The 26,430-nt window shown below is 65.0% G+C and carries 23 protein-coding genes; 13 read left to right on the top strand and 10 right to left on the bottom strand.

What is annotated here, in order from left to right:
* Window positions 1-133 precede the first annotated feature (133 nt).
* The gene (locus P6U27_RS33135; protein ID WP_407193370.1) at window positions 134-1,579 is read left to right on the top strand and encodes a hypothetical protein; all 1,446 of its coding nucleotides are present in this window, start codon (window positions 134-136) and stop codon (window positions 1,577-1,579) included.
* Between the two features lie 119 nt (window positions 1,580-1,698).
* On the opposite strand, the gene P6U27_RS33130 is transcribed toward P6U27_RS33135, so the two are convergent.
* The 4 genes from P6U27_RS33130 to P6U27_RS33115 form a co-directional block, all read right to left on the bottom strand.
* Window positions 1,699-2,694, bottom strand: coding sequence for a glycosyltransferase family 2 protein (locus P6U27_RS33130; RefSeq protein ID WP_122405623.1), 996 nt, complete (start codon window positions 2,692-2,694; stop codon window positions 1,699-1,701).
* 64 nt (window positions 2,695-2,758) lie between these two features.
* The gene (locus P6U27_RS33125) at window positions 2,759-3,619 is read right to left on the bottom strand and encodes a hypothetical protein (RefSeq protein ID WP_407193369.1); all 861 of its coding nucleotides are present in this window, start codon (window positions 3,617-3,619) and stop codon (window positions 2,759-2,761) included.
* Window positions 3,535-4,263 (bottom strand): hypothetical protein, encoded by a 729-nt coding sequence (locus P6U27_RS33120; RefSeq protein WP_407193368.1) that lies wholly within the window; start codon window positions 4,261-4,263, stop codon window positions 3,535-3,537. Before P6U27_RS33120 ends, P6U27_RS33125 begins: the two co-directional genes overlap by 85 nt.
* A gap of 104 nt (window positions 4,264-4,367) precedes the next feature.
* Window positions 4,368-5,858, bottom strand: a complete 1,491-nt coding sequence (locus tag P6U27_RS33115; protein ID WP_407193367.1) for a hypothetical protein — start codon at window positions 5,856-5,858, stop codon at window positions 4,368-4,370.
* 302 nt (window positions 5,859-6,160) lie between these two features.
* Between P6U27_RS33115 and P6U27_RS33110 the strand changes: the two genes are divergently transcribed.
* Complete coding sequence (locus tag P6U27_RS33110) at window positions 6,161-6,325, top strand: Flp family type IVb pilin (protein WP_122405621.1); 165 nt, start codon at window positions 6,161-6,163, stop codon at window positions 6,323-6,325.
* 113 nt (window positions 6,326-6,438) lie between these two features.
* Here P6U27_RS33110 and P6U27_RS33105 read toward each other — a convergent pair whose 3' ends face one another.
* On the bottom strand, window positions 6,439-7,422 hold the full coding sequence (locus tag P6U27_RS33105; protein ID WP_129144375.1) for a phosphatase PAP2 family protein: 984 nt from the start codon (window positions 7,420-7,422) through the stop codon (window positions 6,439-6,441).
* A 265-nt stretch (window positions 7,423-7,687) separates the two neighbouring features.
* Between P6U27_RS33105 and P6U27_RS33100 the strand changes: the two genes are divergently transcribed.
* Entirely contained in the window at window positions 7,688-8,368 is a 681-nt protein-coding gene (locus P6U27_RS33100; protein ID WP_122405619.1) for a TetR/AcrR family transcriptional regulator, read from the top strand.
* Between the two features lie 152 nt (window positions 8,369-8,520).
* Here P6U27_RS33100 and pyk read toward each other — a convergent pair whose 3' ends face one another.
* Together pyk and P6U27_RS33090 are read right to left on the bottom strand one after the other, a co-directional pair.
* Entirely contained in the window at window positions 8,521-9,957 is a 1,437-nt protein-coding gene (gene pyk / locus P6U27_RS33095) for a pyruvate kinase (RefSeq protein WP_122405618.1), read from the bottom strand.
* On the bottom strand, window positions 9,954-10,547 hold the full coding sequence (locus P6U27_RS33090) for a DUF1036 domain-containing protein (RefSeq protein WP_122405617.1): 594 nt from the start codon (window positions 10,545-10,547) through the stop codon (window positions 9,954-9,956). Before P6U27_RS33090 ends, pyk begins: the two co-directional genes overlap by 4 nt.
* Window positions 10,548-10,714: 167 nt before the next feature.
* On the opposite strand from P6U27_RS33090, the gene P6U27_RS33085 reads away from it, so the two are divergent.
* From P6U27_RS33085 to P6U27_RS33070, 4 genes are all read left to right on the top strand, one after another.
* A complete protein-coding gene (locus P6U27_RS33085; RefSeq protein WP_122405616.1) occupies window positions 10,715-11,020 on the top strand; it encodes a DUF1244 domain-containing protein in 306 nt (101 codons plus the stop codon).
* A 194-nt stretch (window positions 11,021-11,214) separates the two neighbouring features.
* On the top strand, window positions 11,215-11,487 hold the full coding sequence (locus P6U27_RS33080; protein WP_018641571.1) for a DUF2312 domain-containing protein: 273 nt from the start codon (window positions 11,215-11,217) through the stop codon (window positions 11,485-11,487).
* Window positions 11,488-11,572: 85 nt separating this feature from the next.
* Window positions 11,573-13,339, top strand: a complete 1,767-nt coding sequence (locus P6U27_RS33075; protein WP_129144374.1) for an adenylate/guanylate cyclase domain-containing protein — start codon at window positions 11,573-11,575, stop codon at window positions 13,337-13,339.
* Between the two features lie 47 nt (window positions 13,340-13,386).
* Window positions 13,387-13,812, top strand: a complete 426-nt coding sequence (locus P6U27_RS33070) for a DUF1801 domain-containing protein (RefSeq protein ID WP_122405614.1) — start codon at window positions 13,387-13,389, stop codon at window positions 13,810-13,812.
* A gap of 126 nt (window positions 13,813-13,938) precedes the next feature.
* Here the strand turns inward: P6U27_RS33070 and P6U27_RS33065 are convergent, their stop codons facing one another.
* The 3 genes from P6U27_RS33065 to P6U27_RS33055 form a co-directional block, all read right to left on the bottom strand.
* A complete protein-coding gene (locus P6U27_RS33065) occupies window positions 13,939-15,558 on the bottom strand; it encodes a DUF882 domain-containing protein (protein ID WP_312016175.1) in 1,620 nt (539 codons plus the stop codon).
* A 285-nt stretch (window positions 15,559-15,843) separates the two neighbouring features.
* Window positions 15,844-18,072, bottom strand: coding sequence for a murein L,D-transpeptidase (locus P6U27_RS33060; protein WP_129144372.1), 2,229 nt, complete (start codon window positions 18,070-18,072; stop codon window positions 15,844-15,846).
* A 350-nt stretch (window positions 18,073-18,422) separates the two neighbouring features.
* Window positions 18,423-19,916, bottom strand: a complete 1,494-nt coding sequence (locus tag P6U27_RS33055; RefSeq protein ID WP_122405611.1) for a sigma-54 dependent transcriptional regulator — start codon at window positions 19,914-19,916, stop codon at window positions 18,423-18,425.
* 127 nt (window positions 19,917-20,043) lie between these two features.
* On the opposite strand from P6U27_RS33055, the gene P6U27_RS33050 reads away from it, so the two are divergent.
* From P6U27_RS33050 to P6U27_RS33025, 6 genes are all read left to right on the top strand, one after another.
* A complete protein-coding gene (locus P6U27_RS33050; protein ID WP_407193366.1) occupies window positions 20,044-22,026 on the top strand; it encodes a M3 family oligoendopeptidase in 1,983 nt (660 codons plus the stop codon).
* A gap of 206 nt (window positions 22,027-22,232) precedes the next feature.
* Window positions 22,233-22,385 (top strand): aa3-type cytochrome c oxidase subunit IV, encoded by a 153-nt coding sequence (locus P6U27_RS33045; RefSeq protein ID WP_122405609.1) that lies wholly within the window; start codon window positions 22,233-22,235, stop codon window positions 22,383-22,385.
* A 140-nt stretch (window positions 22,386-22,525) separates the two neighbouring features.
* Complete coding sequence (locus P6U27_RS33040) at window positions 22,526-23,653, top strand: Re/Si-specific NAD(P)(+) transhydrogenase subunit alpha (RefSeq protein WP_209295118.1); 1,128 nt, start codon at window positions 22,526-22,528, stop codon at window positions 23,651-23,653.
* Window positions 23,654-23,664: 11 nt separating this feature from the next.
* Window positions 23,665-23,982, top strand: coding sequence for a proton-translocating transhydrogenase family protein (locus P6U27_RS33035; RefSeq protein ID WP_091888212.1), 318 nt, complete (start codon window positions 23,665-23,667; stop codon window positions 23,980-23,982).
* 39 nt (window positions 23,983-24,021) lie between these two features.
* Window positions 24,022-25,419, top strand: a complete 1,398-nt coding sequence (locus tag P6U27_RS33030) for an NAD(P)(+) transhydrogenase (Re/Si-specific) subunit beta (RefSeq protein ID WP_164937303.1) — start codon at window positions 24,022-24,024, stop codon at window positions 25,417-25,419.
* A gap of 147 nt (window positions 25,420-25,566) precedes the next feature.
* Window positions 25,567-26,364, top strand: coding sequence for an alpha/beta hydrolase (locus P6U27_RS33025; RefSeq protein ID WP_129144639.1), 798 nt, complete (start codon window positions 25,567-25,569; stop codon window positions 26,362-26,364).
* The last annotated feature ends 66 nt before the right edge of the window (window positions 26,365-26,430 follow it).

Here is a 26,430-nt window from a genome sequence, read left to right as displayed (position 1 = left end):
TGTTGGGTAGCCCGCTGGGCGCAGCAAGCCAGCGTGTGAGGCCTGAAGCGGGGGGCAGAAGCGCACCGTGCTCGGGGCAAATGCGCCAAACACTAAAGAAGAACTTAACGCTTGCGGCCTATTTTGGCCCGCTATGACTGATCAAGCCGTCTACAGCGCGGTTCAACCGTTTTCGGCACGTGCCGTGCTCCCCTGGGCCGTGGGGCTCAGCCTCTACACCGTGTTGCTGGCGCTCGGCCCGCGATTGCTCGGCGATCCCGACAGCTATTCCCACATCGAGCTCGGACGCTGGATCATCGCGCACGGCACCTTGCCGACGAGCGACCTGTTTTCCTTTTCGAAGCACGGCGCGCCCTGGATCACCTTCGAATGGCTGTCCGAGGTCATCTATGCCGCCGTCTACGCGCTGGCCGGCTGGCCGGCCGTCGTCGCGATCGCGGCTGCGGCGATCGCGCTCGCCTTTGGCCTGCTCACGTTCTTCCTGCTGCGGGAGCTTTCCCCGGCCCTGACTGTGCTGATGGTGATCGCGGCCATCGTCCTGCTGGCGCCGCACATGCTGGCGCGGCCGCACGTCCTCGTGTTGCCGGTGATGGTGATCTGGGCGGCTGCCCTGGTGCGCTGCATGGATCGCAGCTCGCCTCCGCCATATTGGGCTCTGCCGCTGCTGGTGCTGTGGGCCAATCTGCACGGCAGCGGCGTGCTGGCGCTTGGGCTGATTGGCCCGGCGGTGCTCGAGGCGCTGCTGCGTGAGAAGCGAAGCGAATGGCTGCACGTGTTGCTGCGGTGGCTGCCATTCACGGCACTGGCGGTCGTAGCGTCCTGCCTGACGCCGAAGGGGCCGGAACCATTGTTGATGCCGCTGACGACGCTGGCCGCAGGTCCCGCGCTCGCCTGGATCTCGGAATGGCGGCCGCAGGATTTCAGCCATAGCGGTGGCTTCGAATTGCTGCTGCTGGCTGGCATCTTTGCGCTCTCGCGCGGCGTGACACTGCCGGTCGTTCGGGTCCTGGTGGTGATCGGCTTGCTCCATTTCGCGCTGGCGCAAATCCGCAATGCGGATTTGCTGGGCATGCTGGCGCCGCTTTATCTGGCGGCCCCGCTGGGGCGGACGTTCGGCGGACCGACCGGGATCGATGCGGCCGGCCGCTCGCGCGGCCTCAATCTGGCCGCGCTCGGTGTCTTGGTCGCGATGAGCGGGGCGGCGCTGGCGCGGGACATCCGGCCGGCTCCGGCCATCACCCCGCAGGCTGCCATCGCTCAGGCCGACCTGGCCGGGACGGGACGCGTGCTCAACGATTACGCCTTCGGCGGCTATTTGATCTTTGCCGGCATTCCCACCTTTATCGATGGCCGCTCCGAACTGTACGGCGGGCCGTTCATCGACCGCTACAATCGCGCCCTGGCGCTGATCGACCTCGGAGATTTCCTCAGATTGCTCGACGAATACAACATCGACGCGACACTGCTCGCACCGCAAACGCCCGCGATAGCGATGCTCGACCGACTGCCGCAGTGGCAGCGCGTCTACAGCGACGATGTGGCGGTCGTTCACAAGCGGCGAGATACGCCGCGACAATAAGTCGGGCGCCAAGGCGACACATCGGCCCTCGATCGACCCGCTGCCGAAGACCTCTTCGAGGGACGCGTGCCAATTCAGGTTCGAAGTGAGCGGCGGGAAGAGCTCGCTCGTGCGCCGGGTCACTCGTTGATGGTGTGGATCGCCTGTGTCGACGCCGTCGCGTCGCGATCGAAGCCGATTCGTGCCTGCACCACGTAGAGCGGGCGGCGTTTCACCTCGGCATGGATGCGGCCGACATAGAGCCCAACGATGCCCGTCATCAGCATGTTGATGCCGCACAGCAGCGACATGAGGACGATCGTCGAAGACCAGCCGGTCACGAGATGGCTGTCCTTGCTGAGCCACAACAGAATCACCCAGCCGCCGTAGAGCAGCGCAAGGGCCGAGACCGTCAAGCCGCACCAGATCGCCAGCCGCAGCGGCAGATCGGAAAAGCCGAGCGCGGCGTTCACCGCCAGGCGGATCATCTTGAACAGCGGGTATTTGGTTTCGCCCGCGGCGCGCTCGAGGCGGTGGAAGGCGACCTCGGCCTGCCGGAAGCCGAGCCAGGCGATCATGCCGCGCACGAAGCGATCCTGCTCCGGCATCTGCCTGAGCGCGTCGAGCACCTTGCGGTCGATCAAGCGGAAGTCGCCGACATCCGCAGGGATGCCGACGGAGGACATCCTGCCGAGCAGCCGGTAGAACAGATGCGCGGTCGCGCGCTTGAAGCGGCTTTCGCCCTCGCGCGAGAGGCGGCGGGCGTGGACGATGTCGTTGCCCTCCTTCCACTTTGCGATCAACTGCTCGATCACCTCGGGCGGGTCCTGCAGATCGGCGTCCATGACGATGATGGCGTCGCCTTGCGCGGCGTCCATGCCGGCGGTGATGGCGATCTGATGGCCGAAGTTGCGCGACAGGCCGAGGTAGCGAAAGCGCGTGTCGCGCACGGCGAGCGCTCGCAGCACGATCGAGCTGGAATCGCTGCTGCCGTCGTCGACGAAGATCGCTTCCGCCGGCCCGTCGAGCTTGGACATGACCTGGTCGAGCCGGCGCAGCAGGACCGGCAGCACCGCTTCCTCGTTGAATACGGGAATGACGAGGCTGTAGCGGATCGATCTGGAATTGGCCGCCATGCGAAGGAGTCCCGCTGGGTTGGAGGGGCGCAAGTCTATGAGCAGGTGGTTAAGGTCGCCTTTCTCAGGACTTGCGGCGAATCCTGTAGAGGACAAACCGATCCGAGGTCTCCAATATCTCCAGCAGATCCGGCAGCGGATTTGCGGCCCGCGGTCCCAGCACATAGAGGTAGTCGAAATCCCGGTACCAGGTGAGGACAAAGCGCGGCGAGTCCGCCGGCGGGCGGCCCGTTGCAATCGCGGTGAGCAGGCCTGAGGACACCAGTCCGCCATCCGGAGTGGCGAGCTGGCGCACGGCCTCGACGGCCCGAACAGGTTGCTTGCCCGCTTCCGTGAAGAGATTGGGCACGAAGGCGTTGGCATAGTGCACCGCCAGCGTTGGCGCATAATACATCGGATACGCAGTGAGGTCGGCGAAGGGCGGATCGCCAGCTTCGTCCGCATTGCTGACGAGAACGCGCGAGCCGCGTTCGATCTTGCGGAACGACTCGATGGTGGCTGCGTAGTCAGCGCGGTAGGGCAGCCACACTGTGAAGACAACGGCGAGATTGATCAGTGTGATGCCGCTGATCGCAGCGAGCGCGCCCATTCTCCACGCCCGGCTCGGTAACGACAGCGAGCAGAACGCCGGCAGGATCAGCCCCGCAGCAGGAATCACGCGGAGGTCGGCAAACGAGGTCCCGAGCAGCCTGGAGGGAATGGCCACGTACAGGAGCGCAAGACCGAGCGCGATCCAGATCCCGGGCGGCTCGAGCCTGAGAACGCCGCGCCTTGCGGCGAACAGCAGCGCGGTCATCATCGTCAGCCCGGTCACCGCCGCGGCCGTCAGATTGTAGCCGTTCATGATGCGGAGCGGCCAGACCGGCTTGAATGCGAGGAACCAATCGTTGCCTTGGCTTCCGATCGCGCCTGCCGTGACATGCATGATCGAAAGCAGCGCAAGCGCGCCGGCAGGGCCAGCGCGCCGAGCCGCGCGGCCACGACGGGATGCGTGGTCTGCCCTTGGCGGATGCGCGACAGCTCGACAAGGCCCAGCACTGCGCCGTAGACGCCGAGCGAAAAGAAATGCCCCACATAGAGCGCGGCGACGAAGGCCGAATGGGCGGCGAAGCGCAGCGGCCAGGCGCTTTCGGCCAGCATCAGGTAGACGGCCATGCCCCAGAGCGCGAGACCGATCCCGAACTCGAAATTCACAAAACCCCAGCTGAACGGCAGGCAATAGAGGAAAGCGAGCGCGGCGAAGCCGGCGAGATGGATGCGCTTTTTCCGGACCCATTCGAGCAGAAGCGCGCCGGTGACGATCAGGACCTGGCTCAGCAGGAGAAACAGCCGAGTGGCGTCCTCGACGCTCATCAGCCGCGCCAGCTGCGGGACCATCAGGTCCATTCCGAGGTTGGGATAGAAGGCCCACGTCACCTCGTAATACGGATTGGCACCCGGTGTGCCGTTCTGGCTCAGGACGTACATGCGCGCGAGGTGATTGGGATAATCGACCATCGCGGGAATGGGTGTCAGGAGCACCGGGAGAAACGAGACCGCCGCCAGCAGCGCAAGAACGATGGTCGCCACGATTCGGTCCGGGTCGGGACGCGCCGGATTTTTCGGGGGCGGCTGGCTGGTGGGAACCATCTGATGGAGCAGCTGAGCCCGGAGACGAGCGCTGGAGCAGGTCCTCACTTCGAAGGCGCCGCCGCCGCGCCGTCTGCGGTGTCGCGCACGTGGATGACGGCGATGTCGTCCGCGTAGATCCGCTTCCAGCCCTTGAGCTGGTCGAGGATCTGCGGCCCCGGCGCGTCGGCGACCAATAGCGTCGCGTCGATCTTGTACTCGTCCAGAAGGCGCGGCAGCAGCTCGGGCTTCCTGCCTTCCGTCGCCTCGAAGAAGTCCATGACGAACTTCTCGCCATACAGTTCGGCGCGGCCGTCGACGAAAACGGGAATATCGCGCGAGATCAGATAGCCGCCGAACTGGTAGGCGTTGAAGATGCGCTGTACCTTGCGTCGCTCGAGCAGGTCGACCGCCGCAACCGGCGTCTGCCTCATCGTGAAGGTGAAGCGGTGATGCCCCATATAGAGCGACGTCGACGTCCAGCCTGCCGCCACGATCATCAGCGCGGCAAGCGCGGTGACAGTGCGGGCCGGCCAGCGGTCGGCACCGGTGGCGTCAGGCGTCCGGCGCGGGAACATCTCGCCGAGCGGCCTTGCCAGCACCAGCGGCACCAGGAACGCAAATGCCTCGATGCTCCTGACATGGGTCAGCGCGCTCCAGGTCAGGAACAGGATCAGGAAGATCCGGGGCGCCGACAGCACCAGGCCGCGATAATAGCCGAATGCGATCAGGGCGAGCAGGGCGCCCTCGAACGGGGTGAACGTGGCGAAGTTCGACGGCATCCATTCGCAGATCAGCGACAGCAGCTCGCCGAGTCTGAGGACGTTGCTCGCGCCCTGCAGCGTCCGCCATCCGTACGGCGTGCAGCAGCTCGCGGTCAGCGCGCCGATTCCGAACAGCACCCAGCGCATGAACAGCGAAAGACGCCGTCCCTTCTCGGCGTGCTCGACCGCTTCGAGCGAGATCGGACCGATCAGCGCGAGGCCCAGCACGAAGCCGCCATGCAGGTTCGCCCAGAGCGCCATCAGCGGCAGCCAGGTCCAGGACGGCGCGCTCTTGCGATCGGCAGCTGCCATCAACAAGCCGACCCACGCCACCATGACGGGCAGCGCCAGAATATGCGGACGTGCCAGCACGTGATGGATCGACAGCAGCAGCGCCAGCGTCGCGAACAGTACCGCGCGCGGTGCCTCGATCTGCGCGTCGAGCAGATGGACGAAGATTGCGACCGCGAGCGCGAGAGCGACTGCGGTGAGGATGACGGGACCTGCCCAGCCCCATTGCGCATGGGAGAAGGCGAACGCGACCTGCGACAGCCACGACGTCGATATCCACGGCGCGCCCATTCGCGTGAAGGAATAGAAGTCGGTGGTCGGCATGGCGCCGTGATCGAGGATCCATTGCCCGATCTTGATCTGCCAGAACGAGTCGGAATCCTGAAGCAGGCTATCGCCGAGAAAAAGGAAGAACAGATAGGCGACGGCGCCGACGCACAGCGGCACCAGGGCCCGCGTGCGGCTCTGCACGGCGATGCTGTTGGCGAAGGAGAGGGACATGCCGCCTCGTTGTCCTGCTTGTTCTTGTCGAGCTGACCGAGCGGACGACATTGGAGCATGGGCGCTCATAACTTCGGGTAAACCGGCTGCGCCAGGCAGATTCAAAGTCTCGACGATTTAATGGACTGTTTTGGATTTCGATTTACCATCGGCGAATACACGCAAACCGCTCGGTGTTTACGCAGTCGAATTAACTGCGGCGCAATTCTTTGCCTCTAGGTTCGGTTCCATGGTCGGGCGGCGCTGGGAAGCCGAAAAGACCGGATCAGTTGTAAGCCTCGTGTACTCATTTGGAGCACTCTATGAAGAACCTCGTTGCGCGTTTCGTGAAGGATGAATCCGGCGCCACCGCCATTGAATACGGCCTGATCGCTGCCGGCATCGCGCTGGCGATCATCACCGTCGTCAACCAGCTCGGCGGCACGCTGAACACCAAGTTCACCTCGATCCAGTCCAGCCTGAAGTAAGCTGGCGGACCATCGAGTTTCGAGAGCCCCGTCCTGGACGGGGCTCTTTTCTTTTTGGCGAATGATTCAAAGTCGCTGCCGCTACGCAAACTGTGGTGACGGCTGGTGCAGCGTCATTCGGCGAGGCCGACCTGCCAGACCGCCGACGCGGCAGGCGCGCCGGAAATCCGTGACGCGCCGTGCAGCCAACGAACAAAGAGCTTCACCGCCCAGATCGATGCTGCAGCGACGGCGATGCCGCCGACGACGTCAATGACGTAGTGCGCGCCGATCACCGGCGTCGACGCGATCATCAGGAGGTTCAGGGCGGCTGCGATGATGCCGATGCCGCGCACCGGCCACAGCGCCCACATATAGAGCACCGCGGAGGCGGCGTGAAAGCTTGGAAACGAGACGATGCCGGAGAGGAAGAACAGGCGGAGCTCGTGCAGGCTGCCGTCACGAAGTGCGAGAATGTCGCGCAACTGCCCGGCGTAAACGGCGGTGTTGATTTCAGGCAGATGCGCGGCAGGCAGTTGCAGCGCGTAATAGGTGCCGATCGCCGGCACCACGGCGGAGATTGCGATGGTCACCGCAAGCGCGAGGCTCGTCGCAAGCATGAACGATTGAAGGCGCACATAGCGGCCCGTCAACGCCAGCACGACGGGAACGCCGAGCAGCGGCAGCTTGATCAGCCCGTAGCCGCGCGCGAAGATGGTCGCGAGCCAGGGATGATCGTTGACGTATCGCGCGATCGCTTCGGGATCGAGACCGAGCGCGCGGTCGATCGCAAGCAGCGCCTGGTCCTGGAGCGGCCAGTTCAGCTTGCCCGCGACGTAGCTGAGCGGTCCGACGATGGCGCAGGTGAGAATGACCTGCCCGATCGCACCGAGCGAAAACACCAGCTTCGGATCCGCAAGCTCCGCTTTGACGATCCGATGGCCATAGGCGACCGCGAGCAGGAATGCGGCGATCGCCAACGTCACGCCGTAAGCAACCGGCTCGAGGCTCAGGTCTGCCCAAGGCAGGCCGATCGCCAGCAGTCCGGCCATGGCCGCGATCGGAAGCCAGTTCAGATGGAAAAGCTGCCAGGCGGTCCGGGCGTCCGTGTCGACCATGCTGCACCGAGGTGAGATCGCAGTATCCCGTACAGTCGCGGCGCAGTCTTAAGATCGCGGTAACAATCGTGGTTAGCCGTCACCAACCAAGTCGCCGTTATTTTGGGGTGAAGTCCCGCCTCCTTGAGAGACGCTCCACGCATTTCCCATCTTGTCATTCACTCTGAATAGTTGTTCAGTCCTTGCGGGGCGATTTGCATCTTTTGACGTGACGAAGCGTTCGGCCGCAGGGCGTGTGGCTGGCGTGTGGGACAGGAAGCGCGCCATGGTTTATCGGCGGACGCATCAAGTGGTGAAGCGCCTTGCGGCGCGGCGCAGCGCGATTCTTGCGGCGGCGCGGGAAGCAGCGGCGGAAGGCGGAATGGCGGCGGTGCAGATCGCGCCGGTCGCGGTCCGGGCCAATGTCGCAGCCGGCACGGTGTACCGTTACTTTCCCTCCAAGGCCGAGCTGATCTCCGAACTCATTGCCGAGGTCTCTCGCGACGAGCTCGCGGCGATCCGCCGGGCGGCCGATGCCGCTCCAGGACCGTCCTCGGCGCTGGCGGCCGCCGTGACCACCGTGGCGGTCCATACGCTGTCGCAGCGGCGGCTGGCCTGGGGCATCCTGGCCGAGCCCGTCGATGTCGATGTCAGCGCCTCCAGGCTGGCCAGCCGACGCGAGATCGCCGGCGAGATCGCGAGCCGCATCGACGCCGCCGTGCGGGCCGGTCACCTGCCGGCGCAGGACACTGCGCTCGCCGCCACCGCGCTGCTGGGGGCGCTGCATGAGGCTCTGGTCGGGCCGCTTGCGCCCGACAATCTCGGAGATCCCGTCAAGATGCGCGATGCGGTGCAGACCGTGACGCTGCTGGCGCTGCGCGCCGTCGGCGTCATGGACGCCCGCGCCCGCGGCCTGGTGGTGCAGCAGACGCTACTGCCGACGACGAAGGCGCTGGTTGGGGCGTAAAATCGCGCCGCGGTCGAGGCGGCGCCCTGATCGCGCTCAGGTCATTGCCTGAGCGTGCCTTTTCGTGAAATCCCAGCGAGCCCGCCAGTCCGGCCAGGCTACTGTGCATGGGGTTGTTTTTCGACTTTTTAGTTTTGGCCGCGCTGGCGGGCTTACATATCCGCGTCGCCCCCGGGGCCGACCGAGGCGATGCGCACCATGTTGGTGGTGCCGGGAATGCCGAGCGGCACGCCGGCGACGATGATCACGCGCTGGCCCGCGCGGACGAAGCCATCGCGGAACGCAATCTGGCCGGCGCGGCCCACCATGTCGTCCTGGTCGCGCGCGTCCTCCGCCACGACGCAATGCACGCCCCACACCACCGCGAGGCGGCGCCCCGCCGTGATGTTCGGCGTGATCGCCACGATCGGCGGCTTGGGCCGCTCGCGTGCGACCCGCACGGCGGTCGAGCCCGATGAGGTCCAGCAGATCAAAGCGGGCAGGTCCAGGGTTTCCGCCATCACGCGCGCGGCGTCTGCGATGGCGTCGCCGACGGTCGATTCGGGGTCCGGCCGCTGGGCCATGATCACCGAGCGGTAGGTCGGGTCGCGCTCGACCTCCTCGCCGATGCGGTTCATGGTCGAGACCGCCTCGACCGGGAATTTGCCGGCCGCCGATTCCGCCGACAGCATGATGGCGTCGGCGCCCTCATAGACGGCGGTGGCGACGTCCGAGACCTCGGCGCGGGTCGGCACCGGCGACTGAATCATCGATTCCAGCATCTGGGTCGCGATCACCACCGGCTTGCCGGCGCGGCGCGCCATCCGCGTCATCTGCTTCTGCAGGCTCGGCACGCGCTCGAGCGGCAGCTCGACGCCGAGGTCGCCGCGCGCCACCATCAGCGCATCCGATGCCTCGATGATGTCGGCGAGGCGGTCGATCGCCTGCGGCTTCTCGATCTTGGCCATGACCGCGGCGCGGCCGCGGATCATCCTCTTGGCCTCGAGCACGTCCTCGGCGCGCTGCACGAAGGACAGCGCGATCCAGTCGACGCCGGTGACGAGGGCCGCCTCGAGGTCGGCGCGGTCCTTCGGCGTCATCGCCGAGACCGGCAGGTCGGTGTCGGGCAGGCTGACGCCCTTGCGGTCGCTCATCTTGCCGCCGACCACGACGCGGGTCACCGCATGCTCTTTCGAGGTCTCCTCCGCGATCAGCCGCACCTTGCCGTCGTCGAGCAGCAGCGCATGGCCCGGCCGCAGTGCGGCCAGGATCTCCGGATGCGGGAGGTGGACGCGCGTGGCATCGCCGGGCGTCTTGTCGGAATCCAGCGTGAAGGTCTGCCCGTTCTGGAGCTGGACCGCGCCGTCGGCGAAGGCGCCCAGTCTCAGCTTCGGTCCCTGAAGATCGACCAGGATGCCGATCGGCCGGCCATAGCTGCTCTCGACGTTGCGGATCGTCGCCACCAGCTCCCGCATCTTGTCATGCGGGGTGTGGCTCATGTTGATGCGGAACAGGTCGGCGCCGGCCTCGAACAGGCGGCGGATCATCGCGAGGTCTGAAGAGGCGGGGCCCAGGGTCGCGAGAATCTTGATACGGCGAAGACGCCTCATGGCTTATTTCCAGACGGGGGCGGGGGCGCCGGCGGAAGGCCGGGCGCGGCGGGGGGCGTACCACCGGGCGGACTATTGGGCAAACCCGGAACGCCGCCCGGGCCCACCGGCCCGGGCAGGCCAGGTACGCGTTGCTGCGCCGGCTGTTCGTTGGCGTCGGTCAGCTGCACCGTCCAGGCCCGCTGCTCACCGGTGTCGACCTCGAAATAGCCGGTTCGGTCATAGCCGCGCGCCAGGCAGTCCTCGGTGCCGCGGATGGTGAACTCCTTGTCGCGCGAGCACATGAAGGCCTGGCCGGACCACTCGCCGCCGCGGTCATAATCGACGGCGTAGATGTAGTAGTAGCGAGCGACCAGCGTGCCTCGCAGCAGCGTCTCACAGGAACGCGACGAGATGTTCCACCAGCCCTCGGTGGTCCAGCCCTCGGCGTCCTTGTAGCCGAGCGCAATGCCAACCCGGCTCGAAGTGTTGTTGCAGAGGCGGAAATCGGCGGAGGCCGGTCTGGCCCAGAGGCACAGCAGGGCAACCATCAGCACCGGGACCAACCGGGCGAGCAGGCGAAGCGGGAAGCGGGGAGATTCGGCAATCATTGTCGCGGAAGCTATACCAGATCATTGACGATTTGGCGTAGGGCCGGGGAACTGCCCCTTAGCCGGGCTGTGGCCCGTTTGCGCCGCGATATGGCAAAATCTGTGACAGGACCCACCTGATCCCGTAAGGGTGACCGCCATCGGGACGGGCCTTAGGGAAGACAGCCATGGCAATCGACGACAAAACCAGAACGGAGCTCGAGGCGGCCGCTTTCCGGCGCCTGGTCGAGCATTTGCGGAGCCGGACGGACGTCCAGAACATCGACCTGATGAATCTGGCCGGCTTCTGCCGCAACTGCCTCTCCAACTGGCTCAAGGATGCCGCGGACGCCCAGGGCGTGCCCCTGAGCAAGGACGAGAGCCGGGAGGCCATCTACGGCATGCCCTACGAGACCTGGAAGGCAAAGTACCAGGGCACGGCCACGCCCGAGCAGCTCGAGGCGATGAAGAAGGTCCATCCCAACGGGCACTGACGCCTCGTCGCGCCGCTCTGAGTCGCACCACACAACAGCTTTCTTCGCGTCGGCGCAGGAAGGTGTGGGCGCGCTGTGGACGAGCGCGATGCTTGCTTGAACGCTGGGAGCGCCGACCCTAAGGGTCTACCCAGCACGCGCGGTGAGGGATGCCGGCGTCACCTCGTTTTGCCAGTTCCATTGGGAGTACCAAGATGGCCACCTCCGCCGCCGTCCGCGACGACGAGCCCGCGACGAAATTTGCCAAGGACCAGCTCAAATCCATCATCGAGCGCATCGAGCGGCTGGAGGAAGAGAAGAAGGCGATCTCCGACGACATCCGCGACGTCTATGCCGAGAGCAAGGGCAACGGCTACGACGTCAAGGCGCTGCGCACCATCGTGCGCCTGCGCAAGCAGGACCCCAACGAGCGCGCGGAGGCCGAGACCATTCTCGAGACCTACATGCAGGCGCTGGGGATGCTCTGAGGCGTTTTGTCTAGAGGCGTTGCAGCGCACCAAGCTTGGGCGAAATCTCGTCATCTGCTAGAGTGCTCGGTGAAGGGACCGAGCGATGGATGTGCCGGGACCAGAGCGCAGGCTTGCCGCAGTTCTCGCCGCAGACATGGTCGGCTTCAGCCGACTGATGGAGGTCGACGAGGCCGGCACACTTGCGCGCCTCAAGACCCATCGGGTCGAACTCATCGATCCCGCTATTACCAAGAATCGCGGTCGTATCATCAAGACGACCGGCGACGGCTTGCTGGTCGAATTCCACAGCGTCGTCGATGCCGTGCTGTGTGCCGCTGAGGTTCAGCATCGCATGGCGCGGCGCAACGCGGATGTGCCGCCGCCGCGGTGGATACAGTTCCGCATCGGCATCAATCTCGGCGATGTCATCGTCGATCAGAACGACATTTTCGGCGATGGCGTCAACGTCGCGGCGCGGCTGGAGACGCTCGCCGAGCCCGGAGGCATCTGCATCTCCAGCGCGGTTCGCGACCAGCTCGGCGAGCGCCTCGATGGCGTCGCATTCGAGGACATCGGCGAGCAGAACGTCAAGAACATCGCGCGCGCCATCCGCGTCTACCGGATCCGATTGGAGGATGTGCCGGCAAGCACGCCAGTCGGTGCGACGGCCGCCGCAAAGCCGACTGGCAAGTCGAAGAAGCCGTCGATCGCCGTGCTGCCGTTCGCCAATATGAGCGGCGATCCGGAGCAGGAGTTCTTCGCCGACGGTCTCACCGAGGACATCATCACCGAGCTTTCACGCTTCCACGATCTGCTGGTGATCTCGCGCAACTCGACCTTCGTGTACAAGGGAAAGTCGGTCAAGGTACAGGATGTTGGCCGCGAATTCGGTGTCGACTACGTCATCGAGGGAAGCGTGCGAAAGGCCGGGGATCGCGTCCGCGTCACCGTGCAGCTGATCGATGCGGAGACGGATCGGCACATTTGGGCCGAGCGTTACGATGGCGAGCTCAAGGACATCTTCGCCATCCAGGACGAGATGACCCGGGCGATCGCCGCCACGTTGCCCGGCCGCGTCGAGGCGGCGACGCACGATCGCGCGAACCGCAAGCCGACGGACAACATGGCGGCCTACGAATGCGTGCTGGCCGCGAAGGTCTTGCATCATCGCTCCAATCGCGAAGACAATGCGCGGGCGCAACTTCTGCTCGACCGGGCGCTCGAACTCGACGCGAGCTATGCGCACGCGCATGCGTGGAAGGCGTGCGTTCTGGGCCAGACCTGGGTCTATAATTGGTGCGCGGATCGCGACGCCACCTTCCAGCAGGTGGCTTCAGAGCTGGAAACCGCGCTGGTTCTCGACGACAATGACGCCGACGTCCACCGCATCCTCGCGGCACTCAATCTGAATCGCGACGACCATGATAAGGCCACTTACCATCAGGAACGCGCGCTCGCGCTCAACCCGAATTATGACCTCGTAGTGGTGCAGCAGGGCGAACTGCTGACCTGGCTGGGAAGACCGGAGGAGGGGATCGACTGGATCAAGAAGGCGATGCGGCTCAACCCGTATCACCCGGAACGATTCTGGAGCCATCTCGGGCGCGCCTATTACTGTGCCGAGAAATACGCCGAAGCCGCCGAAGCCCTCTCGCGGATCTCACGCCCCGATCACACCCATCATGCGTTCCTCGCCGGGATCTTCGCGCAGATGGGCAATGCCGTGGCTGCCGGCGCGCACGCGGCCGAAGTTCTCAAGCGTGAGCCGGCATTTTCCGTCGCCAATCATCTTTCCACCCAGCATTATAAGCGGGAGGTCGATCGTCAGCGCTATGAGGCAGGCCTCCTCCGGGCAGGCCTGCCTCCTTGATCTGGCGCACGGCGGAGACCGATTGCCGATCCATCGAGAGTGAGACTGTGACCGAGCCGATATTGCGGCGCGAGGTGAGCCGCGCCTTCGACGCCTTTCCGGCGCCAATGCGCCGGCGGCTCCTTCAGGTGCGCGATCTGATCTTTGCGACCGCCGCGGCGCATGAGGAGGTCGGCCGGCTCAGCGAAACGCTGAAATGGGGCGAGCCCGCCTATCTGACCGAAGAGACAGGCAGCGGCTCAACGATCAGGCTCGGCCGCCTGAAGGATTCCGATCACGCCGCCATTCTGTTCAACTGCAAGACGACACTGGTCGACACCTTTCGCGAGCGCTTTCCAGATCAGTTCGAGTACCGGCAGACCAGGGCGTTGCTGCTGCCGGTTGCGGGCAAATTGCCGAAGCGGGAGCTCGCCGTCTGCTTGTCGCTGGCGCTGACCTATCATCTGGATCGGCGGGGCAAAAAAGCGCGATAAGGCGGACTTGTAGCCCTGGTGGAGCGCAGCGAAATCCGGGGTCTCGCGCAGCACGCGCCGCTTTCCCGGGTTGCGCTTCGCTCCATCCGGGCTACGAGATTGATTTCTTGAAAATAGTAAGGGCGATCAGCGCAGCGCGGCGGTGCGCACGACGAACGAGGTCGTCTCGAGCTTTGCGGTCGCGCTGCCGGAGAAATTGTCGCAGGACAGGCCCTGCATCGGGTCGTCGGAGAAGCCCATCGCGATCACGGCCTTCGGCTTGACGAAATAGCCGCGCAGCGCAGCCAAATCGAGTTCGCCCATCAGCGTCACCGACATGGCGCGGCTGGCGCTCGGCGATAGCATCAGGATCTTGAGCCAGACGCTCTCGCCCTTGGCTGCGGAGAGGCGGGTCGCGGTTGCGATCCTGCCGTCGATGCTCTTGCCGACCACCGTGTTGATCTCCGTCGCCTGAGCCACGCTGCGGGACGTCGCGGCGGGGCGGGCCGTGCGCGGGATCGGCGCGGAGGCGGCGACGACATTGGCGCGATCGACGGGGGAGGCCGCGGGCGCGTAAGCCAGGGCCTGGAAGGCTGCGTTGGACACGCTCGCGGTTGGTTGCGGATCGGTGGTGGCGGCGAGTGCCTGGCGAGCCTTCAGTGCTGCGACCTGCGCTGGCGTGGCCTGCTGCGGCGCAGCCGGGACATCATCCCAGAAGCCGCGGGCATTGATGATGTCGGCCGGGGTCTCCGGCTTTCCGTCAACAGGCTTGCCAGTCGGCGGCTTGTCAGCCACGGGCCCGGCCTTCGGCTTGGGCGGCGCAACGATCTGCGCATCGGCCGAAGCAAGCTGGAGGGTTGCGCCGATCTGCGGCTTGGCGCGCGGCGTCGGCACCGGCTCGGCGGGCTTAGCGGCGGCTGCGACGACGGTCGGCACCGCCGGCTTCGCGGCCGGGGCGGGCGCGCCCTCGTCATCCTCGTCGCTGGCGGCTGGAGCTGCCGACTTGCCCTTGAACAAGGCGGCGAAGAAATTCGGTTTGCTGCCGGCATCGTCGCCGCTGCCGCGCCGCTCGATCTCGGCCTTGGCGAGCTCATAGCCCTTGAGCGGCGTGCCGTCGGTTGGCAGATGCACCGTCTTGCCGTCCGGGAACACGCGCGCGAGCTGGTCATGCGTCATGCGCGGCCAGTGCCGGATGCTGCCGGTGTCGAGGTGCACGAAAGGCGAGCCGGAGGTCGGGTAGAAGCCGACGCCGCCGCGCTGCAGGCGCAGGCCGGCGAAGCGGATCTGCTCCAGCGGCACGCCCGGGATGTAGAAGTCCATCGCATGTCCCAGCATGTGCTGGCTGAAGCGCGCCACACCGGATGAGCGGCGGCGGAGCATGGCGTTGGTGGCGGGAGAGCGATAGGAGGAGATGATCTGGATCGGCTGCTTGCCGTCGACGTCGCGATAGACTTCCCAGAGGATGTCGAAGAGGCGACGGTCCATCACCGTCTCCTCCTGGGTGCGCCAGTCGCGCAGGAAGTGGTTGAGCTGCTTCAGCGCCGCTTCGTCGTAGCGCCCGTCGCGCTTGAAGGTGACGGTGAGATCTTCGCCGGAATGGGTATGGTGGAAGGAGAGCGTCTTGGTCTCGTTCAGCGCGGCGGCATCATGAACCGAACCGGCGGCCGCAAGCAGCAATGCAGCCGCGAGGCCGATCCGGGATCCGGCCTTCACGCCCGCATGGGACAACGACAGCACAGCGAATTGGCGTGCGAAACCAGTCAGCACGTATGAGCCCACCCAGTCGACGAGCGTTCAAATGGACTCTCCCGCCAACCCCGTTAGCAGCGCGAAAGAGGATGAACGCTTTCTTAAAGCGAGAAGGTTAATTCGAGGTTGACCTTCCCGCCCCCAAACCAAGCCAGACTACGATCCTAAACGGTTGACTGTGGCAAAAAAACGCCCGCTGCCCGAACGCAGGTTGGAGAATGGTTAACGTTAAACGGCCCCATCCAGAGGACAGGGCCGCTGATTTCATTGCAGAATTCTTGTGAACCAGGCGCTGAGCCGGGCTCAGCGGGTAAACACCCGCTGCGGACGACGGCCGACTGGCGCTGGCGGTTGGGTCGAGGCCGGCGCTCCGAACAGCCGCTCGAAGAAGTTTGGTCCAGACGAGCCGAAGCCGCCGCCATTGTTGGCCACCGCGACCCCTGATGGCAGCGTCGTCGCCGGGCGGGAATAGCTCGGCTGAGAATGGGCCACGACGGCCTCGAGGTCCTTGCCGCGGTTGTTCTTCAGGATGTTGAGCATGGTCGCGTCGCGGCCGTAAACGTCCTTGCGGAATTGCAGCTTGCCGGCATCGTCCACGAACGCGGTCTGATAGGTGATGTTGACCGGGATCGGCGTCGGGAATTTCAGGTCGATCTCGCTCTTGCCATACATGCTGCGCACGCGCTCGGGCGTGTACTTCTCGCTCGGCATGGTGATGTTGAGCAGCACGGACGCGTATTGATCCGGATTCTGCACTCGCATGCAGCCATGGCTGAAGGCGCGGTCTTCCTTGGCGAACAGGTTCTTGTCCGGCGTGTCGTGCTGATAGACCAGGAACTTGTTCGGGAAGTTGAAGCGGATGCGGCCGAGCGCGTTGGCTTCACCCGGCGGCTGCGAGATGTGCACCGAGCCGTCGCGGTTCTGTTCGAGCTTGAGGCCCATGCGCTGGAGCACGGTCGGGTCCTGCTGAAGCGCCGGCAGATATTCGTTGTAGACGATCGACGGCGGCACGTTCCAGGTCGGGTTGACCGTGATGTACTTCATCGTCTCGGTCAGCAGCGGGGTGGCGTGCTGCCCCGGCTTGCCGGTGACGACGCGGGTGGTCCAGACCTGCTGGCCGTGCTGCATCACTTTCAGCGTGTAGTCGGGAATGTTGAGGATGACATAGGCATCGCCCAGTGAAGGCGCGCCGAGATCGCGCGGCAGCCAGCGCCAGCGCTCCATGTTCACCAGCACGGTGTCGATCTGCTTATCGCGCTTCGGGGTGTTGAGCGCCTTGACCGTCTTGTCGTCGAGAATGCCGGTCGGCTTCATCTCGGCGCCGCTCTGGAATTTGCGCACGGCGTCTGCGACCGCTGCGTCATAGCGGGTGTCGCTGGCGTTCTCGGTGATACCGAGCTTGGCGCGGAGCTGCGGCACGCGCGGATCTTCCACCACCACCTCAGCCTGCTTCTTGCCGGCCGGGGTGTATTTCAGCGAAGGGCCCTCGGCGATCTCGATCACCGGGCCATTGCCCTGGCCGCGCAGCTCGGCGAGCTTGGCCTTCAGCGCCTTGTAGAGCTTGTGCGGCGGGTTGTAGCTGTCGAGCGCCGCGGAGGCATCCGCCGCGGTCGTGACCTTGGTCAGCACCTCGCTCGGATCGACCGGATGCTCGGGATAGAGGATGTCGGCGCTGACTTGCGACCAGTGCATGCGGCCGCTCTGGGCATGGCGCGCATAGTCGAACATGCTGGCGGTGAGCTTGAGCTCGGCATCCGCCAGCGCATCGGGGGTGGTGGCGGCGGCGAAATCCGGCACCGGATAGTCGGCGGGATTGAGGCCGTCGGACGCCGCGTCCTTCAGCCGCGCGATCACGCCCTTGGCCGCGGCGGTCAGGGCGCCGCCTTGGGTCCAGACCGGCGCGAAATCGCGGGCGCCGTAAAACTTCTCGACCGCCGCGCGCTCGTTCTTGTGGTCGAAATAGCGCGAGGCCTTGGCGCCGATGACGTCCTTGAGCTTGTCCGCGACCGGCTGGTCGGCGGCGGGCACGTTGCTCGCTGCCTTCACGGGCTCAGCGGCGGGAGCCGCTGCGGCAGCAGGTGCCGTGGGAGCGGCCGGCGTGACGGTGGCGGTGTCAGCCTTGGCGGGCTCGGTTTTGGCGGGCTCGGTCTTGGCAGGCTCGGTCTTGGCGGGCTCGGTCTTCGCCGTCTCGCTCTTCGGCGCTTCGGGCGCGGGCGTGGTGGCGACGTCGGACGGCTTGGTCTCGACCTTGTCCGGTGCCGGCGCGGCGTCCGCCTTAATCGACTCCCTCGCAGTTTCCTTGCTGGAGTCCTGCACTGTGGCGGTGCTGTCGAGCTTGATGTCGGCCGCAGTCGGAGGCGGGACGTTGGCCGGCTCGGGGCGCGGGATCGCAGCTTCGATCGCAAGCTCTGCTGCGCTGCTGCGCGCCTGATCCTGCGCCAGGGCCGAGCTGGCCGACACCGTGAGGAAGGTCGCCGCGACCGTCATCAAGACACGGTCAAAGCCCGCACGGTGGTTCAAACAGTCACGCATTGTGTCGCACCCCTCGGGTGAGCTGTCCCCTCGTGGAACAGCTTCGTTATCGCCTATTGGTGAGTTTCGGCTAAACCGCGCCGGCCTCTCGAAAGTTGCACGCCTGCACGCAACGATTCCTACGCAGACGATATACAGGCCCCGATTTTGCAGCCAGCGCTACCGGGAACAACTCACGACAAACTGACTTCAACGGAGCCTCTTGGCAACGGATTGTGCGCTTCTGCCACGCGCTTTTCCCTCTGTCTGTCACTTCCAGGTCACGGTTCAAATCGCAGTCGAATTCTGTCGTCATGCGAACGGCTTACGGCCGTCTCGCGCCGTTGCGCGAACCGCCGTTCGCACTGGGCTCAGTGCGTCTCCTCACCGCTTTTGCCGCCATGTCCGGGAACCCCCGCCTCGTCGAGTTTGCGGTACAGCGTTGACCGGCCGATTTTGAGCCGGCGAGCCACTTCGGACATCTGGCCGCGATAGTGCGAGATCGCGAAGCGGATGATCTCGTTCTCCATGTCTTCCAGCGAGCGGACATCCCCCGTCGCGGTGAGCAGGGCGAGAGTTCCTACGGCGGGGAGCGGAGCGATTGGTATTTCACTACCTGAGACCACAGAAGGCATTGGGGGCTCGAGCATCAGCGGCGCGGTCGGAATATCCGTGATGGGATGCGCCTGGGAGGCGAGCAGGGGGAAATCGCCGAGGCCGAGCTGGTCGGCGTCGCTCATCACCACCGCGCGGTAGACCGCGTTCTCGAGCTGGCGGATGTTGCCGGGCCAGTCGAGCTGGGCAAGCTGAGCCACGGCCTCGCCGCTGATGCCGGTGATGGGGCGGTTCTCCTCGGCGGCAAAGCGCGCGATGAAATGTCTGAGCAGATGCGGGATATCCTCACGGCGGGCGCGCAGCGAAGGGATCGTCAGCGGCAGCACGTGCAGGCGATAGAACAGGTCTTCCCGGAAATGTCCCTGCTTCACCCGCTCCAGCAGCTTGCGATTGGTGGCCGAGATGATGCGGACGTCGACCTTGACCGGCTTGCGGCCGCCGACTGCCTCCACGGCTCCTTCCTGGAGCGCGCGCAGCAGCTTCACTTGCGCGGTCAGCGGCAGCTCGCTGACTTCATCCAGAAACAGCGTGCCGCCATGGGCCTCGACAAACTTGCCCATGTGCCGCTCGGTGGCGCCGGTGAAGGCGCCCTTCTCGTGGCCGAACAGGATGGACTCGACGAGATTGTCGGGAATCGCGCCGCAATTGACCGCGACGAACGGCTTGGCCTTGCGCTCGCCGCTGCCATGGATAGCGCGCGCAAACATCTCCTTGCCCACGCCGGACTCGCCCTCGATCAGCACGGGGATCGCGGAGTTTGCCGCCTTCTGTGCGGCTCGCATCACGCCCGTCATGGCCTCCGAGCGCGTGATGATGTCCGAGAAGGTCAGCCGGCCTTCGCGGCTGTGACGGATACGCTGCAATTCGCCTTTGAGCGCCGACGTGTTGAGCGCGTTGCGCAAGGACACCTGGAGCCGCTCCACGCCGACCGGCTTGACGACGAAATCGGCCGCGCCCGCCCGCATCGCCGAGATCACGTTGTCGATGCCGCCATGGGCGGTCTGCACGATGACGGGGATGCTCAGGCCCGCTTCGCGGATCTTCGCCAATACGCCCATGCCGTCGAGGCCGGGCATCACGAGATCGAGGATGACGGCGTCGATGGCCGGTGCATCGGGCGCGGTGAGGGCGGCGATTGCGGCGTCGCCGGAGTCCACGACGACCGTCTCATAGCCGCATTTCTGCACCATGTTCTCGACCAGCCGGCGGGCTACAGCGTCGTCGTCGGCGATCAAAATACTGGCAGCCATGGTGTTCCCCGCACGCTACTACTATCTGTCTCGAATCGGGGCACTCTGGCCGAAGCCGATTAACGCACGCTTAAACCTTGATGCCCCCGCCCGCCGCCGCGATTGTTGAACACAGGTTTCCCACACAATGAATTCGCGCTCCAAGACCGCTCTCACGAAGACCGCTCTCACGAAGACCGCTCTCACAAAGTCTGCCCTCCGCAAGCCCGCCACCAAGACCACCGCCGCCAAGACATCTGCCGCTAAGACATCTGCCGCTAAGACATCTGCCGCCAAGACATCTGTCGCCAAGACATCTGCCGCCAAGACAAAACCCTCCAAGGCTGCGAGCAAGACCGGCAAGCTTCCGGAGTGGAACCTGGCCGATCTCTATTCCGGGATCGATGCGCCGGAAGTGGCGCGCGATCTCGAAACGTTGGACGCCGACTGCGTTGCCTTCGAGACGGACTACAAGGGCAAGCTGGCGACAGGGACAGCAAACGAAAATGGCGGAAAATGGCTCGCCGAGGCGGTGCGACGCTATGAGGCGATCGACGATCTCGCCGGCCGCCTCGGTTCCTATGCCGGCCTCGTGCATGCCGGCGACAGCGTGGACCCTGCGATTTCAAAGTTTTACGGCGACGTGTCCGAGCGCCTGACGGCGGCGTCCACGCATCTGTTGTTCTTCGCGCTCGAGCTCAATCGGATCGATGACGATATTTTGAATCGCGCGATGCAGGCCACCGAGCTCGCGCACTATCGTCCCTGGATCGAGGATCTGCGCAAGGAAAAGCCCTACCAGCTCGATGACAAGCTCGAGCAGCTCTTCCTGGAGAAGGCACAGACCGGCTATTCCGCCTTCAACCGGCTGTTCGATCAGACCATCTCGGGCCTGCGCTTCAAGGTCGGCTCCAAGGAGCTCGCGATCGAGCCGACGCTCAATCTGCTGCAGGACCGCGACGGCTTAAAGCGCAAGAGCGCGGCGGAGGCGCTGGCGAAAACCTTCAAGGCCAATGAACGCACCTTTGCGCTGATCACCAACACGCTTGCCAAGGACAAGGACATCTCCGACCGCTGGCGCGGTTTCAAGGACGTCGCGGATTCCCGCCATCTGAACAACCGCGTCGAGCGCGAGGTCGTCGACGCGCTGGTCGCCTCGGTGCGCGCAGCCTATCCAAAGCTGTCGCATCGCTATTACGCGCTCAAGGCGAAGTGGTTCGGCAAGAAGCGGCTGGCCTATTGGGACCGCAACGCGCCGCTGCCGTTCGCGGCGACCGACGTTATCGCCTGGCCGGAGGCGCGAAGCATGGTGCTGACGGCCTATCGCGGCTTCTCGTCTGAGATGGCCGATATCGCCGAGCGCTTCTTCACGGACCGCTGGATTGACGCGCCGGTGCGGCCGGGCAAGGTGCCGGGGGCGTTCTCGCATCCCACCACGCCGTCGGCACACCCCTACGTGCTGATGAACTACCAGGGCAAGCCGCGCGACGTGATGACGCTCGCCCACGAGCTCGGCCATGGCGTCCATCAGGTGCTGGCGGCAAAGAACGGCGCGCTGATGGCGCCGACGCCACTGACGCTGGCCGAAACTGCGAGCGTGTTCGGCGAGATGCTCACCTTCAAGCGTCTCCTTGCCCAGACCAGGAACGCAAAGCAGCGACAGGCGCTGCTCGCCGGCAAGGTCGAGGACATGATCAACACCGTGGTGCGGCAGATCGCGTTCTATTCCTTCGAGCGTGCGGTCCACACCGAGCGCAAGAACGGCGAGCTCACCGCGACCCGGCTCGGCGAGATCTGGCTGTCGGTGCAGGGGGAGAGCCTCGGTCCGGCGATCGAGATCAAGGCGGGCTACGAGAACTACTGGATGTACATCCCGCACTTCATCCACTCACCATTCTACGTCTACGCCTACGCCTTCGGCGACTGTCTCGTGAACTCGCTTTATGCGGTCTACGAGAACGCGGCCGAAGGCTTTGCGGAGCGCTATCTCGACATGCTCGCCGCCGGCGGCACCAAGCACTATTCCGAGCTGCTGCGCCCGTTCGGGTTGGACGCCAAGGACCCCAAGTTCTGGGATGGCGGTCTCTCGGTCATCGCCGGCATGATCGACGAGCTGGAGGCAATGGGCTGAGGAGAGGGTGCCCGAATTCAGGGCAGGGGCGGCGCCGGGTATCCGTTGAACCGCGGTTCAGCAAAGGCAAGCGAGCGCTTTGGATCCGCGATAATCGGGATTCCAAATGAGCCTATTTGCTGGAAAACCGCCCCTCCGTGCCGTTGCCCTGTCCGACGGTTTAAGGTATCCCAGCCGAAGAATTCGACTTTCGACTGGGGACATCCATGGCAGATCATAGCGAAGTTGCGTACAGCACCGCCGACGGCAACGACTACGTTTCGCACGAGCAGACCTATGAGGGCTTCATCAAGCTGGTGAAGTACGGCACGGCTTCGGTCGCGCTCATCGTGATCCTGATGGCGATCTTCCTCACCTGACCCGTCTTCGGCAGCTGCACACGCCAACGGCAGCTGCTGCTCAGAAAACTTGCATACAAACCGGTCCCAGAACCGGTATCGAACGCCGCGGGAGTAACGCTTAGTTTGCGCGTGCGCTGTCCCGCGCCGCCGGAGGAGCTATGAAGATCGCCGTTGCCAAGGAAATCGATCCGCTCGAGCCGCGGGTCGCTGCTTCGCCCGATACGGTGAAGAAGTTCAAGGCGCTGGGCGCCGAGGTTGCTGTCGAGCCGGGTGCCGGTATCAAGTCGGGCCTGCCGGATTCCGAGTTCACCGCCGCCGGTGCCACCGTCAGCGCCGATGCGCTCAAGGACGCGGATATCATCATCAAGGTGAAACGCCCGGAGGCGTCCGAGCTTTCGCAGTACAAGCGCGGCGCGCTCGTCATCGCCATCATGGATCCCTATGGCAACGAGGCTGCGCTGAGGGCTATGGCCGATGCCGGCGTTGCTGCCTTCGCGATGGAATTGATGCCGCGCATCACCCGCGCGCAGGTGATGGACGTGCTGTCCTCGCAGGCCAACCTTGCGGGCTACCGCGCCGTGATCGAGGGCGCCGAGGCGTTCGGCCGCGCCTTCCCGATGATGATGACCGCGGCCGGCACCGTGCCCGCGGCGAAGGTGTTCGTGATGGGCGTCGGCGTCGCCGGCCTCCAGGCGATCGCGACCGCGCGCCGCCTCGGCGCGGTGGTCACCGCAACCGACGTCCGGCCCGCGACCAAGGAGCAGGTGGAATCGCTCGGTGCGAAATTCCTCGCCGTCGAGGACGAGGAGTTCAAGAACGCGCAGACGGCCGGCGGCTACGCCAAGGAAATGTCCAGGGAATACCAGGCCAAGCAGGCCGCGCTCACCGCCGAGCACATCAAGAAGCAGGACATCGTGATCACCACCGCGCTGATCCCGGGCCGCCCGGCGCCGAAGCTCGTCAGTGCCGACATGGTCAGGTCGATGAAGCCGGGCTCGGTGCTGGTCGATCTCGCCGTCGAGCGCGGCGGCAATGTCGAAGGCGTCAAGGCCGGCGAGGTCGTCGATCTCGATGGCATCAAGATCGTCGGCTACACCAACGTCGCCGGCCGCGTCGCGGCCTCGGCTTCCAGCCTCTATGCCCGCAATCTGTTCTCCTTCATCGAGACCATGGTCGACAAGAAGGAGAAGCAGCTCGCCGTGAACTGGGACGACGAGCTCGTCAAGGCGACCGCGCTGACGAAAGACGGTGCCGTGATCCACCCGAACTTCCAGCCGAAGGTTTAAGGAGAGCCGTCATGGAGCATGTTGCACAGGTCGTCGATCCCTTCATCTTCCGGCTGTCGATCTTCGTCCTCGCCGTCTTCGTCGGCTATTTCGTGGTGTGGTCGGTGACGCCGGCGCTGCACACGCCGCTGATGAGCGTGACCAACGCGATCTCCTCGGTGATTGTGGTCGGCGCGCTGCTCGCGGTCGGCGTCGGCATGGTTTCGAGCGGCTCGGGCTGGGCGCGCGGCTTCGGCTTCGTCGCGCTCATCTTCGCCTGCGTGAACATTTTTGGCGGCTTCCTTGTCACCCAGCGCATGCTGGCGATGTACAAGAAGAAGTCGAAGTAAGCGGCCACCTCGGGCTGAAGGGATCAATGGGGACCTGAGATGAGCGCCAATCTCTCTGCATTCTTGTATCTCGTGGCGGGGGTGCTGTTCATCCTGTCGCTGCGCGGGCTGTCGAGCCCGGCATCGTCGCGCCAGGGCAATCTGTTCGGCATGATCGGCATGGCGATCGCGGTCGCCACCACGCTGGCCAATCATCCGCCGGCGGATGGCCTCGCCTGGGTGCTGGTCATCCTCGCCGTCGCGATCGGCGGGGGCATCGGCGCGGTGATCGCGCGGCGCGTGCCGATGACCTCGATGCCGGAGCTGGTCGCCGCCTTCCACTCGCTGGTCGGCATGGCCGCGGTGCTGGTCGCGGCGGGAGCATATTATGCGCCCGAAGCCTTCGATATCGGTACGCCCGGGCACATCCACACCCAGAGCCTGGTCGAGATGTCGCTCGGCGTCGCCATCGGCGCGCTGACCTTCACCGGCTCGGTGATCGCCTTCCTGAAGCTGTCTGCCCGCATGAGCGGTGCGCCGATCATCCTGCCGGCGCGGCACCTCATCAACATCGCGCTCGCGATTGCGCTCGTCGTGTGCATCGTCGGCCTCGTGATGACCGGCAGCCCGGTGTTCTTCTGGCTGAACGTCATCCTGGCACTCTTGCTCGGCGTGCTCATGATCATCCCGATCGGCGGCGCCGACATGCCGGTCGTGATCTCGATGCTGAACTCCTACTCCGGCTGGGCCGCGGCCGGCATCGGCTTCACGCTCGGCAACTCCGCGCTGATCATCACCGGCGCGCTGGTCGGCTCGTCGGGCGCGATCCTGTCCTACATCATGTGCCACGCGATGAACCGGTCGTTCATCTCGGTCATCCTCGGCGGCTTCGGCGGCGAGACCGCTGCCGCCGGCGGCGGTACGGGCGAGCAGAAGCCGGCCAAGCTCGGTTCGGCGGACGACGCCGCCTTCATCATGAAGAACGCCTCCAAGGTCATCATCGTGCCCGGCTACGGCATGGCGGTGGCGCAGGCTCAGCACGCGCTGCGCGAAATGGCCGATGTCTTGAAGAAGGAAGGCGTCGAGGTGAAATACGCCATTCACCCGGTCGCCGGCCGCATGCCGGGCCACATGAACGTGCTGCTCGCCGAAGCCAACGTGCCCTATGACGAGGTGTTCGAGCTCGAGGACATCAACTCCGAGTTCGCGCAGGCCGACATCGCCTTCGTGATCGGCGCCAACGATGTCACCAATCCGGCTGCGGAAGAGGATAAGTCCTCTCCGATCTACGGCATGCCGGTGCTCCAGGTCTGGAAGGCCGGTACGGTGATGTTCATCAAGCGCTCGCTGGCCTCCGGCTATGCCGGCATCGACAACCCGCTATTCTATCGCGACAACACCATGATGCTGCTCGGCGACGCCAAGAAGGTCACCGAGAACATCGTCAAGGCGATGTAATCGCGGAAGGGACCGTCCCATCCGGGGCGGCCCAAAGCCATGCGCGAGCGGCGCGTCAAATGGCGCTGCCCACAAGGTGGCGTGCAGCTGCCTTGCTGCGGAGCCGTCGCAAGCCCTGGTCTCAACCCGAGGGCGGGCCGTGCAATGATGACCATCGTCAAGTGGATCGCCATTGTGCTCGTGACCGTCTATTGCGCCGGTCTCCTCGTGCTGTATGTCCGCCAGCGCGAGATGCTGTTTCCGATCCCGCCCGTCGGCCGCACCGCTCCCGATGCCGCCGGCCTTCCCGAGGCGGAAGAGCATGTCCTGACCACGTCGGACGGTGAGAGAGTCATCCTCTGGCACGTGCCGGCCAAGCCCGGCCATTCCGTGATCCTGTACTTCCCGGGTAATGGCGATTTTCTCGCCGGCCGCATCAGCCGTTTCAAGGCGATGACCGCCGACGGCACCGGCCTCGTTGCCCTGTCCTATCGCGGCTATGCGGGCTCGAGCGGGATGCCGAGCGAGCAGGGGCTGCTGTACGACGCTGCGGCCGCTTACGCCTTCACCGCTGCGCGCTATGCAGCGGAACGAATCGTCGCGTGGGGCTTCTCTCTGGGGACGGGCGTGGCGGTTGCCATCGCCTCGGAACATCGCGTTGGGAAGCTCATCCTGGAGGCGCCTTATACATCGACCGTCGACGTTGCGGCTTCGTCGTTCTGGTTCGTGCCGGTCCGCCTTCTGATGCGCGATCCGTTCCATTCGGACCGGCGCATGGCGCGCGTCACGGTGCCGCTGCTTGTCATGCATGGCACTAACGACCTTGCCATTTCGATCATCTTCGGAGAGCGTCTGTTCGCACTCGCCCATGAGCCCAAGCGGTTCGTTCGCATGGTGGGCGGCGGGCACGACAATCTCGATCAATATGGCGCGATCGAAACGGCGAGAGGGTTCATTGGCGGCTGACAGCTTAGTGCAACGTTGCGTTCTCGTACTCGCTGTCTTCTGCCTGACGCTTCTGCCGCAGAATGC

It is taken from the genome of Bradyrhizobium sp. STM 3566 (genome assembly GCF_045571445.1).
Taxonomy (GTDB): domain Bacteria; phylum Pseudomonadota; class Alphaproteobacteria; order Rhizobiales; family Xanthobacteraceae; genus Bradyrhizobium; species Bradyrhizobium vignae.
The sequence above is the reverse complement of the archived record's forward strand: the minus strand, read 5'-3'. Positions and strand labels throughout refer to the sequence as shown.

Coding starts and splice junctions, on each gene's coding strand:
- P6U27_RS33040 (WP_209295118.1), top strand. CDS start 22,526: ATGAAGATCGCCGTTGCCAAGGAAATCGATCCGCTCGAGCCGCGGGTC.
- P6U27_RS33075 (WP_129144374.1), top strand. CDS start 11,573: ATGGATGTGCCGGGACCAGAGCGCAGGCTTGCCGCAGTTCTCGCCGCA.
- P6U27_RS33025 (WP_129144639.1), top strand. CDS start 25,567: ATGACCATCGTCAAGTGGATCGCCATTGTGCTCGTGACCGTCTATTGC.
- P6U27_RS33080 (WP_018641571.1), top strand. CDS start 11,215: ATGGCCACCTCCGCCGCCGTCCGCGACGACGAGCCCGCGACGAAATTT.
- P6U27_RS33125 (WP_407193369.1), bottom strand. CDS start 3,619: ATGCATGTCACGGCAGGCGCGATCGGAAGCCAAGGCAACGATTGGTTC.
- P6U27_RS33050 (WP_407193366.1), top strand. CDS start 20,044: ATGAATTCGCGCTCCAAGACCGCTCTCACGAAGACCGCTCTCACGAAG.
- pyk (WP_122405618.1), bottom strand. CDS start 9,957: ATGAGGCGTCTTCGCCGTATCAAGATTCTCGCGACCCTGGGCCCCGCC.
- P6U27_RS33045 (WP_122405609.1), top strand. CDS start 22,233: ATGGCAGATCATAGCGAAGTTGCGTACAGCACCGCCGACGGCAACGAC.
- P6U27_RS33055 (WP_122405611.1), bottom strand. CDS start 19,916: ATGGCTGCCAGTATTTTGATCGCCGACGACGACGCTGTAGCCCGCCGG.
- P6U27_RS33035 (WP_091888212.1), top strand. CDS start 23,665: ATGGAGCATGTTGCACAGGTCGTCGATCCCTTCATCTTCCGGCTGTCG.
- P6U27_RS33105 (WP_129144375.1), bottom strand. CDS start 7,422: ATGGTCGACACGGACGCCCGGACCGCCTGGCAGCTTTTCCATCTGAAC.
- P6U27_RS33060 (WP_129144372.1), bottom strand. CDS start 18,072: ATGCGTGACTGTTTGAACCACCGTGCGGGCTTTGACCGTGTCTTGATG.
- P6U27_RS33115 (WP_407193367.1), bottom strand. CDS start 5,858: ATGTCCCTCTCCTTCGCCAACAGCATCGCCGTGCAGAGCCGCACGCGG.
- P6U27_RS33130 (WP_122405623.1), bottom strand. CDS start 2,694: ATGGCGGCCAATTCCAGATCGATCCGCTACAGCCTCGTCATTCCCGTA.
- P6U27_RS33100 (WP_122405619.1), top strand. CDS start 7,688: ATGGTTTATCGGCGGACGCATCAAGTGGTGAAGCGCCTTGCGGCGCGG.
- P6U27_RS33030 (WP_164937303.1), top strand. CDS start 24,022: ATGAGCGCCAATCTCTCTGCATTCTTGTATCTCGTGGCGGGGGTGCTG.
- P6U27_RS33090 (WP_122405617.1), bottom strand. CDS start 10,547: ATGATTGCCGAATCTCCCCGCTTCCCGCTTCGCCTGCTCGCCCGGTTG.
- P6U27_RS33085 (WP_122405616.1), top strand. CDS start 10,715: ATGGCAATCGACGACAAAACCAGAACGGAGCTCGAGGCGGCCGCTTTC.
- P6U27_RS33110 (WP_122405621.1), top strand. CDS start 6,161: ATGAAGAACCTCGTTGCGCGTTTCGTGAAGGATGAATCCGGCGCCACC.
- P6U27_RS33135 (WP_407193370.1), top strand. CDS start 134: ATGACTGATCAAGCCGTCTACAGCGCGGTTCAACCGTTTTCGGCACGT.